The 13,920-nt window shown below is 63.8% G+C and carries 12 protein-coding genes and 1 pseudogene; 2 read left to right on the top strand and 11 right to left on the bottom strand.

Annotated features, from left to right (window positions below; translation table 11 throughout):
• Window positions 1-160: 160 nt before the first annotated feature.
• Window positions 161-662: pseudogene (locus tag ASPU41_RS10430) on the bottom strand (alkaline phosphatase D family protein); the annotation flags it as partial.
• 293 nt (window positions 663-955) lie between these two features.
• On the opposite strand from ASPU41_RS10430, the gene ASPU41_RS10435 reads away from it, so the two are divergent.
• Window positions 956-1,804 (top strand): esterase/lipase family protein, encoded by an 849-nt coding sequence (locus ASPU41_RS10435; protein WP_069950863.1) that lies wholly within the window; start codon window positions 956-958, stop codon window positions 1,802-1,804.
• 33 nt (window positions 1,805-1,837) lie between these two features.
• Here the strand turns inward: ASPU41_RS10435 and ASPU41_RS10440 are convergent, their stop codons facing one another.
• The 4 genes from ASPU41_RS10440 to ASPU41_RS10455 all read right to left on the bottom strand — a co-directional run bounded on the left by ASPU41_RS10440 (window position 1,838) and on the right by ASPU41_RS10455 (window position 6,303).
• Window positions 1,838-3,103, bottom strand: coding sequence for a flavin-containing monooxygenase (locus ASPU41_RS10440; protein ID WP_069950864.1), 1,266 nt, complete (start codon window positions 3,101-3,103; stop codon window positions 1,838-1,840).
• A gap of 2 nt (window positions 3,104-3,105) precedes the next feature.
• Window positions 3,106-3,492, bottom strand: coding sequence for a TfoX/Sxy family protein (locus ASPU41_RS10445; RefSeq protein WP_069950865.1), 387 nt, complete (start codon window positions 3,490-3,492; stop codon window positions 3,106-3,108).
• 94 nt (window positions 3,493-3,586) lie between these two features.
• Complete coding sequence (locus ASPU41_RS10450; protein ID WP_069950866.1) at window positions 3,587-5,002, bottom strand: ferredoxin reductase; 1,416 nt, start codon at window positions 5,000-5,002, stop codon at window positions 3,587-3,589.
• Window positions 4,999-6,303, bottom strand: coding sequence for an aromatic ring-hydroxylating oxygenase subunit alpha (locus ASPU41_RS10455; protein ID WP_069950867.1), 1,305 nt, complete (start codon window positions 6,301-6,303; stop codon window positions 4,999-5,001). The genes ASPU41_RS10450 and ASPU41_RS10455 overlap by 4 nt, the downstream gene beginning before the upstream one ends.
• A gap of 160 nt (window positions 6,304-6,463) precedes the next feature.
• Here ASPU41_RS10455 and ASPU41_RS10460 point away from each other — a divergent pair, with 160 nt between their 5' ends.
• Entirely contained in the window at window positions 6,464-7,396 is a 933-nt protein-coding gene (locus ASPU41_RS10460) for a LysR family transcriptional regulator (RefSeq protein WP_069950868.1), read from the top strand.
• 224 nt (window positions 7,397-7,620) lie between these two features.
• Here ASPU41_RS10460 and ASPU41_RS10465 read toward each other — a convergent pair whose 3' ends face one another.
• The 6 genes from ASPU41_RS10465 to ASPU41_RS10485 form a co-directional block, all read right to left on the bottom strand.
• Window positions 7,621-9,642: a BCCT family transporter gene (locus ASPU41_RS10465; RefSeq protein WP_231941048.1), complete on the bottom strand. Its 2,022-nt coding sequence runs from the start codon at window positions 9,640-9,642 to the stop codon at window positions 7,621-7,623.
• Between the two features lie 37 nt (window positions 9,643-9,679).
• A complete protein-coding gene (locus ASPU41_RS23380) occupies window positions 9,680-9,865 on the bottom strand; it encodes a hypothetical protein (RefSeq protein WP_231941049.1) in 186 nt (61 codons plus the stop codon).
• Between the two features lie 15 nt (window positions 9,866-9,880).
• Window positions 9,881-10,027 carry a Rieske 2Fe-2S domain-containing protein gene (locus ASPU41_RS23385; protein WP_231941050.1) on the bottom strand — a complete coding sequence of 49 codons (147 nt, stop codon included), beginning with the start codon at window positions 10,025-10,027 and terminating at the stop codon, window positions 9,881-9,883.
• Between the two features lie 167 nt (window positions 10,028-10,194).
• Window positions 10,195-10,782: a GTP cyclohydrolase I FolE gene (gene folE, locus ASPU41_RS10475; protein WP_069952622.1), complete on the bottom strand. Its 588-nt coding sequence runs from the start codon at window positions 10,780-10,782 to the stop codon at window positions 10,195-10,197.
• An 8-nt stretch (window positions 10,783-10,790) separates the two neighbouring features.
• Window positions 10,791-12,980 carry an FdhF/YdeP family oxidoreductase gene (locus ASPU41_RS10480; RefSeq protein ID WP_069950870.1) on the bottom strand — a complete coding sequence of 730 codons (2,190 nt, stop codon included), beginning with the start codon at window positions 12,978-12,980 and terminating at the stop codon, window positions 10,791-10,793.
• Between the two features lie 13 nt (window positions 12,981-12,993).
• Window positions 12,994-13,677, bottom strand: a complete 684-nt coding sequence (locus ASPU41_RS10485; RefSeq protein WP_231941051.1) for a methylenetetrahydrofolate reductase — start codon at window positions 13,675-13,677, stop codon at window positions 12,994-12,996.
• Window positions 13,678-13,920 lie beyond the last annotated feature (243 nt).

Consider the following 13,920-nt stretch of genomic DNA (forward strand, 5'->3'; position numbering starts at 1 on the left):
TCTGCACTTCTCACGCGTTTTCCGCGTGAGTACGGCTGATGCGCGGTGGCGACGCGGGCGCAATGGATGTTTGCGGAAGGTCCAACGGTAAGGAAGTGCCGACGAGGGCGGGTGCGTGCCCGCCGTCGTCTTGGCTGGTTACGAGCGGATTTTTCCCCCGCTACTGCAGCCCCGGAACCCCGTCCTGGATCGCGAAGGACGCCTTCGCGCGGAAGGGGGGATCCCGGCGTCGTGACGTAGTCCAGTACCCGGAAGTCAGCGGTCATAGCATCCTTGGTGATCTTTGTGTACACGTAGCCGCGGTTGTCGCTGTAAAACTTCAGGTGCGGGTTCCATGCCATCACCGGATCTGTAGTGGACCCGGAGCCGTTGCCCGCGACGGTGATGGATGTGCACACCCGTTCCGACCCCGCCACACGCCGGATCCTTGTAGTCCACGTTGACGTCGTTGGCCCAGTTGCGGTGCACATCGCCGGTCAGGACCACGACGTTGCGCACGTTGGCGTCCACCCAAGCCTGGGTGACGGTCCGGTCCCCAGCGAGGCGTCCGGCGACGTTTTTCTTCCAGCCGTCACCGAACAGCTGGTCATCGCGGTACTGCCAGGTATTCATCAAGTGGAAGTTGGCCAGCTGCCCCACTGGATGGTGCGGTAGATTGTCAGCTGTTTCCGCCGCCCAGGAAGTGAACGTTTGTGCAGATGCTCCCGGCCGTCACTGGGCCAGCGGCCCGAGCCAGATTAGCTACTCACCAGTAGCTATGGGCTGAACGAGGGTGTTTCGCCCGCGGACAACGAGGTTCAGCTGAGCGGCCCAATTTCGCGCACGTTCGTGCAGTCCACGCCGCTTGGGCCCTTGATCTGCCTAGCATTTCAGGACTGCGGTACGGTTCGACCGGCACGAAGAACCGGCAGCCGCGGCTGGTCCCACCCGCTGACACGCGAACAAAGAGGTTTCTATGTCACTGCTCACCAGAACCCTGTCCATTGCCGCCGCCGCGGTCCTCGCTGGCTCCCTCGCCGTGGCTCCCGCCCAGGCAGGCACCCTTGACGTTTCCCCGCCCGGAGCCAACGACTGGACGTGTAAGCCCTCCGCCGAGCACCCCTATCCCGTCATCCTGGTGCCTGGGACCTTCGAAAGCATGGCGAAGAACTGGTCCACCCTCTCGCCCTATCTGAAGAGCAAGGGGTACTGCGTGTTCGCCCTCAATTACGGCGAGACGAACGGCGTGTACGCCACCGCACCGGTGACCGAATCCGCGAAGGAACTTGCCCCCTTCGTGGATGCGGTACGTGCTGCCACCGGAGCCAAAAAGGTGGATCTGGTGGGCCACAGCCAGGGCGGCATGATGCCCCGCTATTACATGGGCTTCCTGGGCGGAGCCAAGAACGTCCATCACCTGGTGGGCATCGCACCCTCCAACCACGGCACCGAAGGCGTGATCGTCCCGCCGCCGGGATTCGTCCCGCCTCCGGACTACACCGGCCTGGGCTGTGCGGCCTGCGCCGACCAGCAAGCCGGATCGGCCTTCATGCAGCACCTCAACTCCATCGGCGACACCGTTGCGGGACCGTCCTACACCGTCCTTTCCACCGTCTACGACGAAGTGGTCATCCCCTACAACAGCCAGTTCCTCAACGGCCCGGCGCGGCAGGTCACCAACATCACCATCCAGGACAAATGCCCCGCCGACGTCTTCGAACACGATCAGACGCCGAACGACCCCGTGGTGCACCAGTTCGTGGCCCACGCCCTGGGACAGGCCTCCGGCCCCGCCGATCCGGCGTACCAGCCCAGCTGCATTTAGCCGGCTTCAGCGCGGTCCAAGAATGCAGCCCGGTCAGCGGGCCGCGATGTGCCCTGCCACGAACTCTGCGTCGTCGCCCACGACTGACAGCGTGGCCGACAGGTGTTTGGTGAGCCAGGGGAGGCCCACAGCGTAGAGACCCGGAACCTCGGTGACACCGCGGAAGTGGCGCGGGTAGTTCCATCCGTCGAGCACCGGGACGTCCAGGAAACTGAAGTCCAGGCCGTAGCCGGTGGACCAGATGACGGAGGTGACCCCTTCGGCCTCCAGGTCCAGGCGTGCCCCGGTGTCCGCAGGCAGCCAGTCGTCCGCCGGCACAGGGTCAGCGGGCGGTGCGTCGATGCCTGCGGCGTGAATGTAGGCGTCGGCCAGCCGCCCCAGCCGCGCACCGAACCCCGCCTCCACCAGGGCCAGGCGTGCGGGGAGGTCGTCGCTGAAGACGAGCACGCCGTCGTCCGTTCCCTCAAACCGGCCGTGCAGCCGGACGCCCCGGCGGCCGAGGTCCCGCAGATGGATGCCGTGGCCGCCGCCGTTGCCGGAGATCAGCGGGTTGCACATAAAGCGCGCGGCGGGGGCGGGGAGCTGCTCCGCCTGGAGGCCGGTGATGCCGTACTCGGGGCCGTGGAGGTTGACCTGCAGGATCCAGTGGAAAACGTCCCGGCCGCGGTACCGCCTCGGGGCCTCGGGGCAGGCCGAGACGGAGAGGTGGACCTCCCGGCCGGCGTCGAGCAGGTCCTCGGTGATCTGCCCGCCGGACTGCCCGGTGCCCAACACCAGCACGGCGCCGCCGGGGAGCTGCTGCGGGTTGCGGTAGTCGTGGCTGTGCAGCTGGCGGATGTGCCCTGGCAGCGCGGCGGCAGCGGCCGGGATGCGCGGGAGCTGAAAGGCGCCGTTCGCGAGGACCACGTTCCGTGCCTGCCAGCGGCCGTGGTTGGTATCCACGGCGAAGCCGCCGTCGGCCGCGCCGACCCGGGTCACCTCCGTGCCGAGCAGGACCGGCGCCGCGATCCTCGCGGCGTAGTTCCGGAAGAGCCCGATCACCTCGTCCCGGGGGAGGAAGGCGTCCGGCTCGGGGCCGTCGTAGGTCAGCTCCGGAAGGAGGAACGAAAAGTTCGGGGTGTTCAGGTAAAAAGAATCCCAGCGGTCCTGCCAGGCGCCGCCCAGTTCCGGCCGCCGCTCCAGCAGACGATGTTCGACGCCGTGCCGGCTCAGCCAGTAGCTGGTGGCCAGGCCGGCCTGCCCCGCGCCGATCACCAGGGTGTCGACCTCGTGGACCGGGCCTGCCGCGGAGGAGGGCATGGCTACTCCTTCGCGGCCTTCGCCTTCGGAACCTTGGGAGCCTTGGGCGGGAGTCCGGCCACATGCTCGAACGCCTTCTCCACCCAGGCCCGGGCCCGCGCCTGGTCGCCGTCGCCCTCCGCGTTCCAGATTTCCGGCAACCCGGTGTACCCGCCCATGGGGCGCTCCGCGGGCCCGAACGGAACCGTCCGCTCGGTGCTTTCGAGCAGTTCCCTGTCCGTCTCGGACAGCTTCACCCCGATGGTGGGGCCGAACAGGCCGGCGAACATGTTCCCGTTCACGAACGCGCCGAGGTTCCCGAACATCGGCTTGATGACCACCTCGGGAATCTCCGGCAACACCGAGCGGAAGTGGTCCTTGTCGGCGTCGGATGCTTTGGGCATTTCCATGGGGTACCTCGGAATTGCTGGTCAGGGACGGGTCTTCCTGCAGGATATGCCCGCCGCCGGACAAGGTACAGAGCGGTCACGCAGCTGGTAGCGCCTAGGCATCGATCACCAGATCGGTCCGCGCGGTGGAGCAGCAGGGCAGGAACTTGCCTGCATCGATTTCCCGTGCCCGGATCCCGCCCTGATGGTTCATCTCGACCTCCCCGGACAGCTTGACGACCTTGCAGGAGCCGCACATGCCTTCCTTGCAGTTCGCGCCGATCCTGACGCCTGCACGCTGGGCCACCCCGAGGATGTGTTCGGCGGGGTCGATGCGCACGTTGATGCCGGTGCGCATGAAGGACAGTGTGAGGCTTCCCGTTCCGACCGTGTCGAAGCTCGAGGCGTCGGGGGACCCGGCCTCCGGCCCGCCGTCCGGACTGCCGTCGGGGGATTCGGGACAGGGCGCGTCCGGGTCGACGGTTTCCAGCGGCAGCCCCGTGGCCTTCAGGGTCCCCTCGGCGTCGTAGCCGGGTTCGTAGAGCCCGAACGCGGTGGGCTGGCTTTCGTAGTAGTCCTCGGCGGAATCGGCGATTTCCTCGGCGATTTCCTCGGCAATGTCCACTGCCAGCGCGAGCTCCGCCTGGTATTCAAGGATTGTCTGGCGGTCTCCCGAGAAGAATTCCATGTGGATGGAGGTGTCGTCGACGCCGACCTTCTCGAGGAGCTCGGTGGCGGTGTTCAGGTAACCCTCGGGGCCGCAGGCATAGACCTGGCGGCCGTTAGCATCGGGGGCCACCTCGTCGAGCATGGCCGCCGTCAGCCTTCCGGTGAGCCCTTCCCATCCCTCGGGTTTGCTGCGGTCGCCCAGGGAGTAGAAGACCCTGACGCGCGAGTCCACGGAGGCGATGTAGGCCAACTCCTGGTGGAAGGCAAAGCCTCCGGCTTCGGCTCCGTGGTACAGCACCACGACATCGGCCTGTCCGGGCAGGGAGTGGATGGTCCGCAACATCGACATGATGGGGGTGATGCCTGCGCCGGCGGCCAGCAAGAGGTACCGTGCCCGCCGGTCGGCGTCGGGCAGGTGGAATGCCCCGACCGGTCCGAGCATCTCGAGGACGGTGCCGGGTTTGACGTTCTCGTGCACCCACGGCGAGACCAGTCCCGTGGGGTCACACTTGACGGTGATGTCGAAGGTCCACGGCTTGGTGGGGGAGCTGGACAGCGAGTAGCTGCGGTCCACCGCGTCGTGGTCGTCGCCGTTCACGGGAAAGGCGACGTTCACGTACTGGCCCGGACGGAACGCCAGGGGCGCACCGTCCGAGCGGCGGAACACGAAGGTCATCATGCCGCCCACCTCGGGAACGGTCTCGACACATTCGGCCATGAACTCCTGCGGATGCCAGGGACCCAACGCGCGGGCGGCACTGGCGGGTCCCTCGGTGCTGCCCATCACCCTGTTCCACGGCATCTCAAGACCGCGAATGCGCTGTGGTTCCTGAATTGCCGTGACGGTGCGGAGTTCAATCATGCCAAGTGCTCCTGCACGCGCTGCACATACCAGTTGATGAACGCCTCGACCTGGTATTCGCTCTTCATGTACGGGCCGGGCTCGTAAGCGGGGCTGCTGGCGCCCTTCTGGCACAGCTCCACGAACGCCTTGTCCTGCAGATTGGTCTGCTTCCAGGTGTGGGTGAGTTTCTCCAGGTCGTAGTCGACGCCTTCCTCGGCGTCGTCAGCCACCAGCCAGGTGGTGCGTACCAGTGTCTGGTGTTCGTTCACGGGGAAGACGGCGAACGTGATGACGTGGTCCCCGAGGAAATGGAACCAGCTGTTGGGCTGCAGATGCATCGAGCAGCGGCCAAGGCGGAAGTCCCGCAAGTCGCCGAGCAGCTTCTTGGAGAGCCTGTGCCCATCGGGCGAGAACGATTCGCCGTCACCGTCGAGCGAGTCTCGTGAGATGCGGATTCCCGCTACACGGGTGTCGAGCTCCTCGACGACCTCATAGGGAAGGCCATAGCGGCGGCAACGGTCCTCGAGCGAGGACTGTGCTTCCTTGTTGCGGTCCCACACCTCCTCGAGATGGGGCGGGATCAGGCCCTCCGTCAGGCCCCAGGTGGGAAAGAGGGAACAGGCGAGTTCCGGGTGGCCGTCGCAGTGGTAGCACTCACGGTTGTTCTCCATGACGAGCTTCCAGTTGCCCTCCTCGATGATGTTCTGCTGGTAGGCGATTTTCGTCCTCGACAGATCGTGGGGCGCGAGGTAAGGCTCGAAGATCTTTCCGGTTTCGTCGAAATCCGTCGGCGGTTCGTCCGCAATGCAGACGAAGATGAGTCCGGCGAACACGCGGCTGTGGGCGCGCTTGAGGCCGAAGCAGCCCTTGTCGAACTTCGTTTCCCCCGGTGCCGAGGCATGGATCAAATCGCCGTTGGGGGAGTAAGTCCAGGAGTGATAGCCGCATACCAGGTTTCCCGTTGTCCCCGCGGGTTCGGTCAGGACGCGGGCGCCGCGGTGGCGGCACACGTTGTGCAGGACGTTCACGCCGCCGTCATCGTTGCGCAGCACGATCAAGGAGTAGGGCCCGTAGTCGACGGTGACGTAGTCGCCCGGCTCCGGGAGCTCGGCGATGCTGGCGGCGAAGATCCAGTGCCGGCCAAAAATGGCCTGCATGTCGATGTTGAAAATCGTCGGATCGGTGTAGAAGGGGGCATCGAGGGAATATCCCGGGCGCCGGAAATCGAACAACTCGGTGATTTCCGCCAGCTGCTCGGCAGGCAATGATGAAGCGAGTTTTCCGCGTGAATTGAGCGGCACGTTCACTGGAGCAGACATGTGTTTCCTCCCGGGAGGGTGGGTAAGTGTGCGATTCGTGGGGACCACGGGTTGGTGGGGTGCAACCGGCGTTGTCTAAAACCTTGTACTCATGAGATTAGGGACGATTGATCTGCAACAAAAGCGCAACATTTAGGAGATAACAGTGCACAATGGGTGCATGATCGATCCACGGCTCATAACGCTTCGGGTGTTTGCCCGGTGCGGCACCGTTGGCGCAACCGCGGAGCTCCTGGGTTATTCTCCGTCCGCCGTCTCCGCGCAATTGAGGGAGCTCCAGCGCGTGCTTGGAATGCAGCTGTTGACTAAAGACGGCCGGGGTGTGCGGCTGACCGCCACGGGCCGCTTCCTCGTGGCAGGCTCGGACACGCTCATCGCGGAATGGGAGAGCCTGCGCGCCGCGGCCATGGAGGCCGGCGACCAGGTGCAGTCCCGTTTTGGCCTCGGCGGATTCTCCACGGCAGCCGCCCAGCTGCTTGCGCCGCTGGCCGCCACCCTGCGCTCAACACGCCCCCTGCTGGAGGTGCAGGTACTTGAGGCCAACCCGGCCCGCTGCTTCGACTTGCTGGTTGCCGAGCGCATCGACCTCGCGGTCATCATCGCGATGCAGTCCGACACCTATGTCGAGGACGATCCGCGCTTCGAGCAGACCGTTCTGCTCGACGATCCCCTGGACGTGATCATTCCCGCCGATCACCCGCTGGCATCGCGGGACACGGTGATGCTCGAGGAGTTGGCGTCGGACCCTTGGATCACCGAGGCTGCCGGTTCCACCTACCACTCCCTATTCACTGCGGCGTTCACGGCAATCGGGGTGACACCGCGGATTGCCCATGAGGCCGTTGAATGGGAGACCCAGATCGCCTTCGTTGGTGCGGGCCTGGGCGTGGGCCTGCTGCCGCGACTGGCGCCCCTGCGTAGTGCCGAAAACGTGGTTCGACTGCGCATTACTGGCAAGGGGAAGCCCGCGCGCCGCATTGTCGCGGCGGTGCGCCGGGGCAGCATGGCATCGCCCCTGATCCAGGAGTCGCTCGGCATCCTGCAGGTCAGCGCCAAACGGATCCTCGCCGCCCGACCCGAAGACGATCTCTGACATCACATGGCTGAGCCGCGTGTAAACGCTGGCGTCGCGGACTTGGTCCGTTGCGTGTCCCTGCCGGACCAGTTCCGTCATTACGGGTCCCAGGGCCTGACTATCATCCAATCCTGCAGTCCGGGCCCCCGGGGTGGATCGTTATTTGCTATGGGTGTGCCAGGGCGGCACGCTCCGGAACAAGCCGCGTGCCGCCCAGGTGGGGTGCTACTTAAGGTGCTCTGCTATTTACGGTCCGCGTCGGGGTGCTGGGACTCGACGGTTGGGATGGTCCCCGTGGGAGTCCCTCCCAGACAGTCCGAGTCGGGGCACTTTTCGGCGCAGTCGTGCTTTGTTACGAGGTCGAACTGAACGCCGCCGTGTTGTTCCACGCCAGTGCGTATGGCCCGCTCCACTACGGATGTGGCCAGGCGACGCCGCAAGGAGAGGGGATCGCGACGCAGGTCCTTGGTGAGGGCAAAGCAGAGCAACATCATGACGACGACGAACGGTAGCGCTGCCACGATGGTGATCCGTTGCAGGCCAGCCAAGGCTTCCGATGGTTTATCGCCGCCGGCCAGCAGCATGACCGCCGCCACGGCGCCGGTGAGGCAGCCCCAGAAGATGACCACTCCGCGGCGAGGGTGCTCGGCGCCATTGGAGCTGAGCGATCCCATCACGATTGAGGCAGCGTCGGCGCCAGTGATAAAGAAAATAGCGACCAGAATCATGGCCAGCACGATAACGGCAGTGGTAGCCCAGTCAGGCATACTCAGGTTCTTGATCAGGTCGAAGAGCGCTCCGTCGAAGTTGACGGACGGTGCCCCGTTGACCATGGTGACCAGGCCGGGGGTGTTGGCCTTGTCGGCTTCCTGCTGGATCTGGAAGGCGGCGCCTCCGAAGACGGCAAACCAGATCACGCTGACGACGCTGGGCACCAGCAGCACACCGGTGACGAACTGGCGGATGGTGCGGCCACGGCTGATGCGGGCGATGAAGAGGCCCACGAACGGGGTCCATGAGATCCACCAGGCCCAGTAGAAGATGGTCCAGCTGCTCATCCAGCTACGCAGTGACTCATCGCCGACCGCTTCGGTCCGGGACGACATCTCGGCCAGATCACGGGCGTAGTCGCCGACCGCGGAGGGGACCAGGTTAAGGATGAAAAGCGTGGGGCCGGCGATGAAAACGATCAGTGCAAGGACGACGGCCAGGACCATGTTGATGTTGGAGAGCCACTGGATGCCGCGGCTGATGCCGGAGACAGCCGAAGCGACGAAGCACAAGGTCAGGACGGCGACGATCGCAACGAGCACGGGGGTGCCAATTTCGCCAAACCAGCCGTTGGAGGTCATGCCGCTGCCAATCTGCAGAGCGCCCAGGCCCAACGATGCGGCGGTACCAAACAACGTGGCGAAAATGGCCAGGATGTTGATGAACTTCCCGGTTGGCCCTTCGACCGTCCTGACGCCGAAGATCGACGTGAAGGCGACAGAGATCAGTTGCCTGCGACCCAAGCGGTAGGTCCCGTAGGCCATTGCGATGCCGACAACTGCATACATGGCCCAGGGGTGCAGGGTCCAGTGGAAGATCGAGGTGGCCATGGCAGTCTGGATGGCTTCGGGGGTCCGTCCGTCCACAGTGCCGGGCGGGGGAGAGATGTAGTGGTAGAGCGGTTCGGCCACGCCGTAGAACATCAGCCCGATGCCCATGCCGGCCGCGAACATCATCGCGACCCAGGAGACAGTGCGGAATTCGGGCTTTTCGCCATCCTTGCCCAGCGGGATGTTGCCGAACTTGCCCAGGGCCAGCCACAGGACGAAGATCACGAAGAGCGATGCCATGAGCATGAAGAGCCACCCGGTGTACTCCATGACCCAGTTGAGGGCACCCGTGGAAGTGTCGGACAGGCTGTCGCGTCCCACGAAGCCCCAGATAACAAAGGCAATGGCGATGACGCCTGTGATACCGAACGTGACCTTGTCGAGAACGAGCTTGTGGTTCCGGCGATCCGCAACTGCTTGCTCGGTCTTGGCATGACGCAGCTCTTCGAGGATTTGCTCGTACTCGACGTCCGGTAGGGGAGGTGCGCCTCCTTCCTCCGGATCGAGGACAGCGGAGTTTCTGTCTACTTCGCCGGAGAGACTACTGACTGCTTCACTATTCTCCCCATTTCCAGGTTCTTCATTACGCAGAGCCTTTGCCACCCCGTTGTCAGCAGGCAACTCTTCGGGTGTATGGGATTTTAGGTCACTATTAAAAGCCATGAGCGGGTCCTTTGCTCGGTGAGGCATGGGCCTGCGGTTAAACAAGGCCCTCGGGAGTCAGACCGGGTGGAAGCTTGAGGGCCTCGTCCGATTCGATGATCATGATGTTGCCGTCGATGATTTCTGTCTCTTGGGTGCGTACCGGCAGTTTGGCCGGGGGTGCATCCCAGGCTCCGGTGCGGGGGTTGAGCCTGGATGCGTGAAAGGCGACTCGTCCCAGCACTCCGTTACGTAGCCGTCAGCCAGTGAGGCGTCGGTGTGTGCACGTGTCGTCGATGGCGAAGAACTCGCCGGCTTCGGTGTGGAAAACGGCGATCGGCGGAGCAGTATCGAGCCGTAGTGCCTCCCCGGGAGCGAATTCACTGAGCGGGCAGGCCTTGTGCATGGGGCACCTCTTTTATGTTCAGGGGATGAAGTTCGCGCCAAGCGGGTAGGGCGGGATCGTTCCGCATTGACTCAACGGAAATCGCAAGTAAAGCTGATATGCTTCGATCATCGATAAAGATATATCAGTTATCGTATTGCAGGACTGGGTGAGTGTCCAGAGATTTCTTAGCGGCCGTGTATCAGGCTGAGCGCCTCAGCCCGGGCCGCCGGCAGACGGAGCTCCCCGCGGACGGCTGAAGTGATGGTCTTGGCCCCGGGCTTGCGGACACCGCGCATCGACATGCAGAGGTGCTCGCACTCAACTACCACAATGGCCCCCAGCGGCCGCAGCGCACTGACCAGCGCATCAACGACCTGGGTTGTCAGCCGTTCCTGGACCTGGGGCCTGCGTGCGAAGACATCGACGAGCCGGGCCAGCTTGCTCAGCCCCGTGACGAGACCATCAGCCGAGGGGATGTAGCCAACGTGGGCTACGCCGTGGAACGGCACCAGGTGGTGCTCGCAGGTGGAGTAGAAAGGGATGTCCTTGACGATGACCATTTCTCCGTGCCCAAGGTCAAAGGTCTTATCCAGCACGGCCAGGGGGTCCTCATGGAGCCCGCCAAATATCTCCGCAGCCGCCCGGGCCACCCGCGCGGGCGTATCCACGAGCCCTGGCCTGTCCGGGTCCTCTCCGATCGCAAGCAGATAGTCACGGACGGCCTGCTCAACCCGCGGCCCGTCCACACCCTTGGACGCTGTTGCCGTCGTCATGTCCGCGCTCACGCTTCGGCCCGTTCCAGCCGCACGATGACAGACTTGGATGTCGGTGTACCGCTGGTGTCAGCTACCGAATCGAGCGGCACGAGCACGTTGGTCTCCGGGTAGTACGCTGCCGCACAGCCCTTCGGCGTCGAGTACGAAACAATCCGGAAGTTGTCCGCCCGCCGCTCTGTGCCGCGGAACTCGGAAATCAAATGAACCATGTCTCCATCCCTAAAGCCCAGCTCAGCGATGTCAGCCTCGTTGACAAGAACCACCCGACGCCCACCCTGGATACCGCGGTATCGGTCATCCTTGCCATAGATGGTGGTGTTGTACTGGTCATGTGAGCGCAGGGTCTGAAGGACTAGCCGCCCCTCGGGTACTTTGATGAATTCCAGCTCATTGCCGCTCCTCGAAATTTTCGAAGCCGTCGATGACCGCCTCGATGTGCACACCCTGGCGGCTTTGTCCTCCCCCACGGTGAAGTGGGCCTTGCCCGACGCGGTGTCGAACTGTCTGGCGTCCCAGTGGAGGTGCTCGCTGGCAGGCTTAATGCGTCCGCGGGACGCATGGACGGCGCTCATCGAGTCTTCCACCGTCACCCTCTGGTCCCCGGTGCGCTGCGCGTCCTTTTCGGTCCGGCCCAGCGTCGGGAGAATCAGCGCGCGTCGGCCCGTGGACACGTGGGAATGGTTCAGCTTCGTGGAGATCTGTACCGTCAGGTCTGTGTTGGCCAATGCCCACTCCGTGACCTCGGAATCCGGGGCCGCCCGGACGAAGTTTCCACCCATTCCAATGAAGACTCGGACTTTGCCGTCCCGCATGGCACGAATCGCCGCAACGGTGTCGTAGCCGTGCTTGCGGGGGGAAAGGAACTCGAACTCCTGGTCCAGCCTGTCGTGGAATGCCGCTGGCATCTTTTCGAAGATGCCCATGGTGCGGTCGCCCTGGACGTTCGAGTGGCCGCGGACGGGGCATACTCCAGCTCCGGGCTTACCGATGTTGCCTTGGAGAAGCAGCACGTTGACGACGTCCCGGAGCGTGGGAACTGAGTGTTTGTGCTGGGTTAGGCCCATGGCCCAGCAGACGATGGTGGCGTTGGAGGCCAGCAGGCGTTCGCCCGTGGACTTGATCTGCTCCAAGCTCAGGCCCGTGGCTTCGACTATTTCACTCCACTGGACCTTTTCGAGGTGCCGCAGGTACTCGTTGATGCCCACGGTGTGGTTATTGATGAATTCGTGGTCCAGGACCGCAGTCAGTCCCAGGGTCTTCCTCCCCTGCGCCTCCGCCTCGAGGAGGTATTTGCCAAGCCCCTGGAAGAGGGCCTGATCCCCGCCGGCCCGGATCTGCAGGAAGTCGTCCGTCAGTTGCGTGCCCACGAACGTTCCGGAGATCGTCTGTGGATTCTCGAACCGGAGAAGCCCGGCCTCGGGAAGTGGGTTGACGGAGATGATGACGGCGCCGTTCTTCTTCGCTTTTTCCAGGGCGCTGAGCATACGCGGGTGGTTAGTCCCTGGATTCTGCCCGGCAACGAAGATCAGCGAGGCTGTCTCCAGATCGAGGAGGCTGACCGAGCCCTTGCCGATGCCGATGGTTTCAACGAGGGCTGAACCCGTGGATTCGTGGCACATGTTGGAGCAATCGGGGAGATTATTCGTGCCCAGTCCCCGCACGAGGAGCTGGTAGAGGAAAGCGGCTTCATTCGAAGTCCGCCCGGAAGTGTAAAAAACTGCCTGGCCGGGATGGTCCATTTCTTTCATCTCGTGGGCGATCAGCTCATAGGCTGCGTCCCATTCGATGGGTGTGTAGTGCGTTGCCCCCTCGGCCAAAAACATCGGGTGCGTCAGCCGGCCCTGCTGACCCAACCAGTAGTCGTCCCGCGTTTTCAGGTCCTCGATGGAGTGTTTGGCGAAGAACTCGGGGGTGACGCGGCGGCGGGTGCCCTCCTCGACCACTGCCTTCGCGCCATTTTCGCAGAACTCGGCTGCGTTGCGCTTTTCGTGTTCGGGCCATGCGCAGCCCATGCAGTCGAACCCGTCGACCTGGTTGACTGCCAGCAGCGTTTGGACACTGCGCAGCGGACCCATCTGCTCGAGGGAGATCTTCAGCGAGTTCACCACCGCGGGGATTCCGACGGCCTTGGTCTTGGGTTTGGTGACGGTCAGCCTTGACTCGTCGATGTTATGTAACGGGGCTTTTGAAGCCATGTGATCTTTCCCTTCAGATCTGGGCAGGAAACAGGGGGCCGGATTTGCTTGGTGGCTTTGTGGCGGCCTCCTGCAGCTTCGGCAGGCTGTCCAGGAGGCCGGGCAAGCGGCCCAGGCCGTTGAAGGTGTAGACGTGGAAACCGGCAAAGAGGGGATCACCTGCCAGCTCTTGGTGAACTTCGCGAATCAGTCGGCCACTGTCGTAGTTCATAAAGTCCCCTCGCTGCCAGAGGGCGCCTGCCATGCCTGAACTGCGGGCCAGCTTGAGCGAACGGCCGACACCGAGGCGTGCTCCCATAGACACCAGCTTTTTGACTGAGACCGGACCGGGCACCCCAACCCACACAGGGAGCTCGACGCCGTTTTTGCGGATCGTCCGGAGGTAGTTGCTGATCGCCTCGGCAGAAAAGCACATCTGGGTGACCAGGGATGACGCCATCGGCGCCTTGATCTCGAGGCTGCTCAGGAGTTTGTCCTGGCCCAGGTGGGGGTGGCCTTCGGGGTAGCCGGCAATGCCTACTGAAAAGTCAGCCGAATACGCTTTGACAGCCTCCAAGAGCTGTCCGCTCCAGCAGTAGGGACCCGCGGGGGTGCGCCGGTCACCGGCAACGACAAACAGCTCGGAGACTCCCGCCTCCTGCAGCTCCAGCAGCAGGGAATGCAGTTGGGCCTTGCTGGTGATACTGCGGGCGGCCAAATGGGGAACCGCGTGGTACCCCAGGCGCGCCAGACACGTGGATGCTTCTACGGTGCGTTCAGGACCGTGGTGCGGAAGGCACGTCACACTCACGGAGCCCGGAGGATCAAACACCAAGGGGAGCGCCGTGAGCAGATCGGCTGAAGGAACAACTTCCAGCCGCACCCTTGCAACAGCTTCATTGCCCATTGCTCTCCATTCGTGGCGTACGGGTTGCATATCCCGTGCAGTCCGGGGCTTACC

This window comes from Arthrobacter sp. U41 (genome assembly GCF_001750145.1).
Classification (GTDB): Bacteria; Actinomycetota; Actinomycetes; order Actinomycetales; family Micrococcaceae; genus Arthrobacter.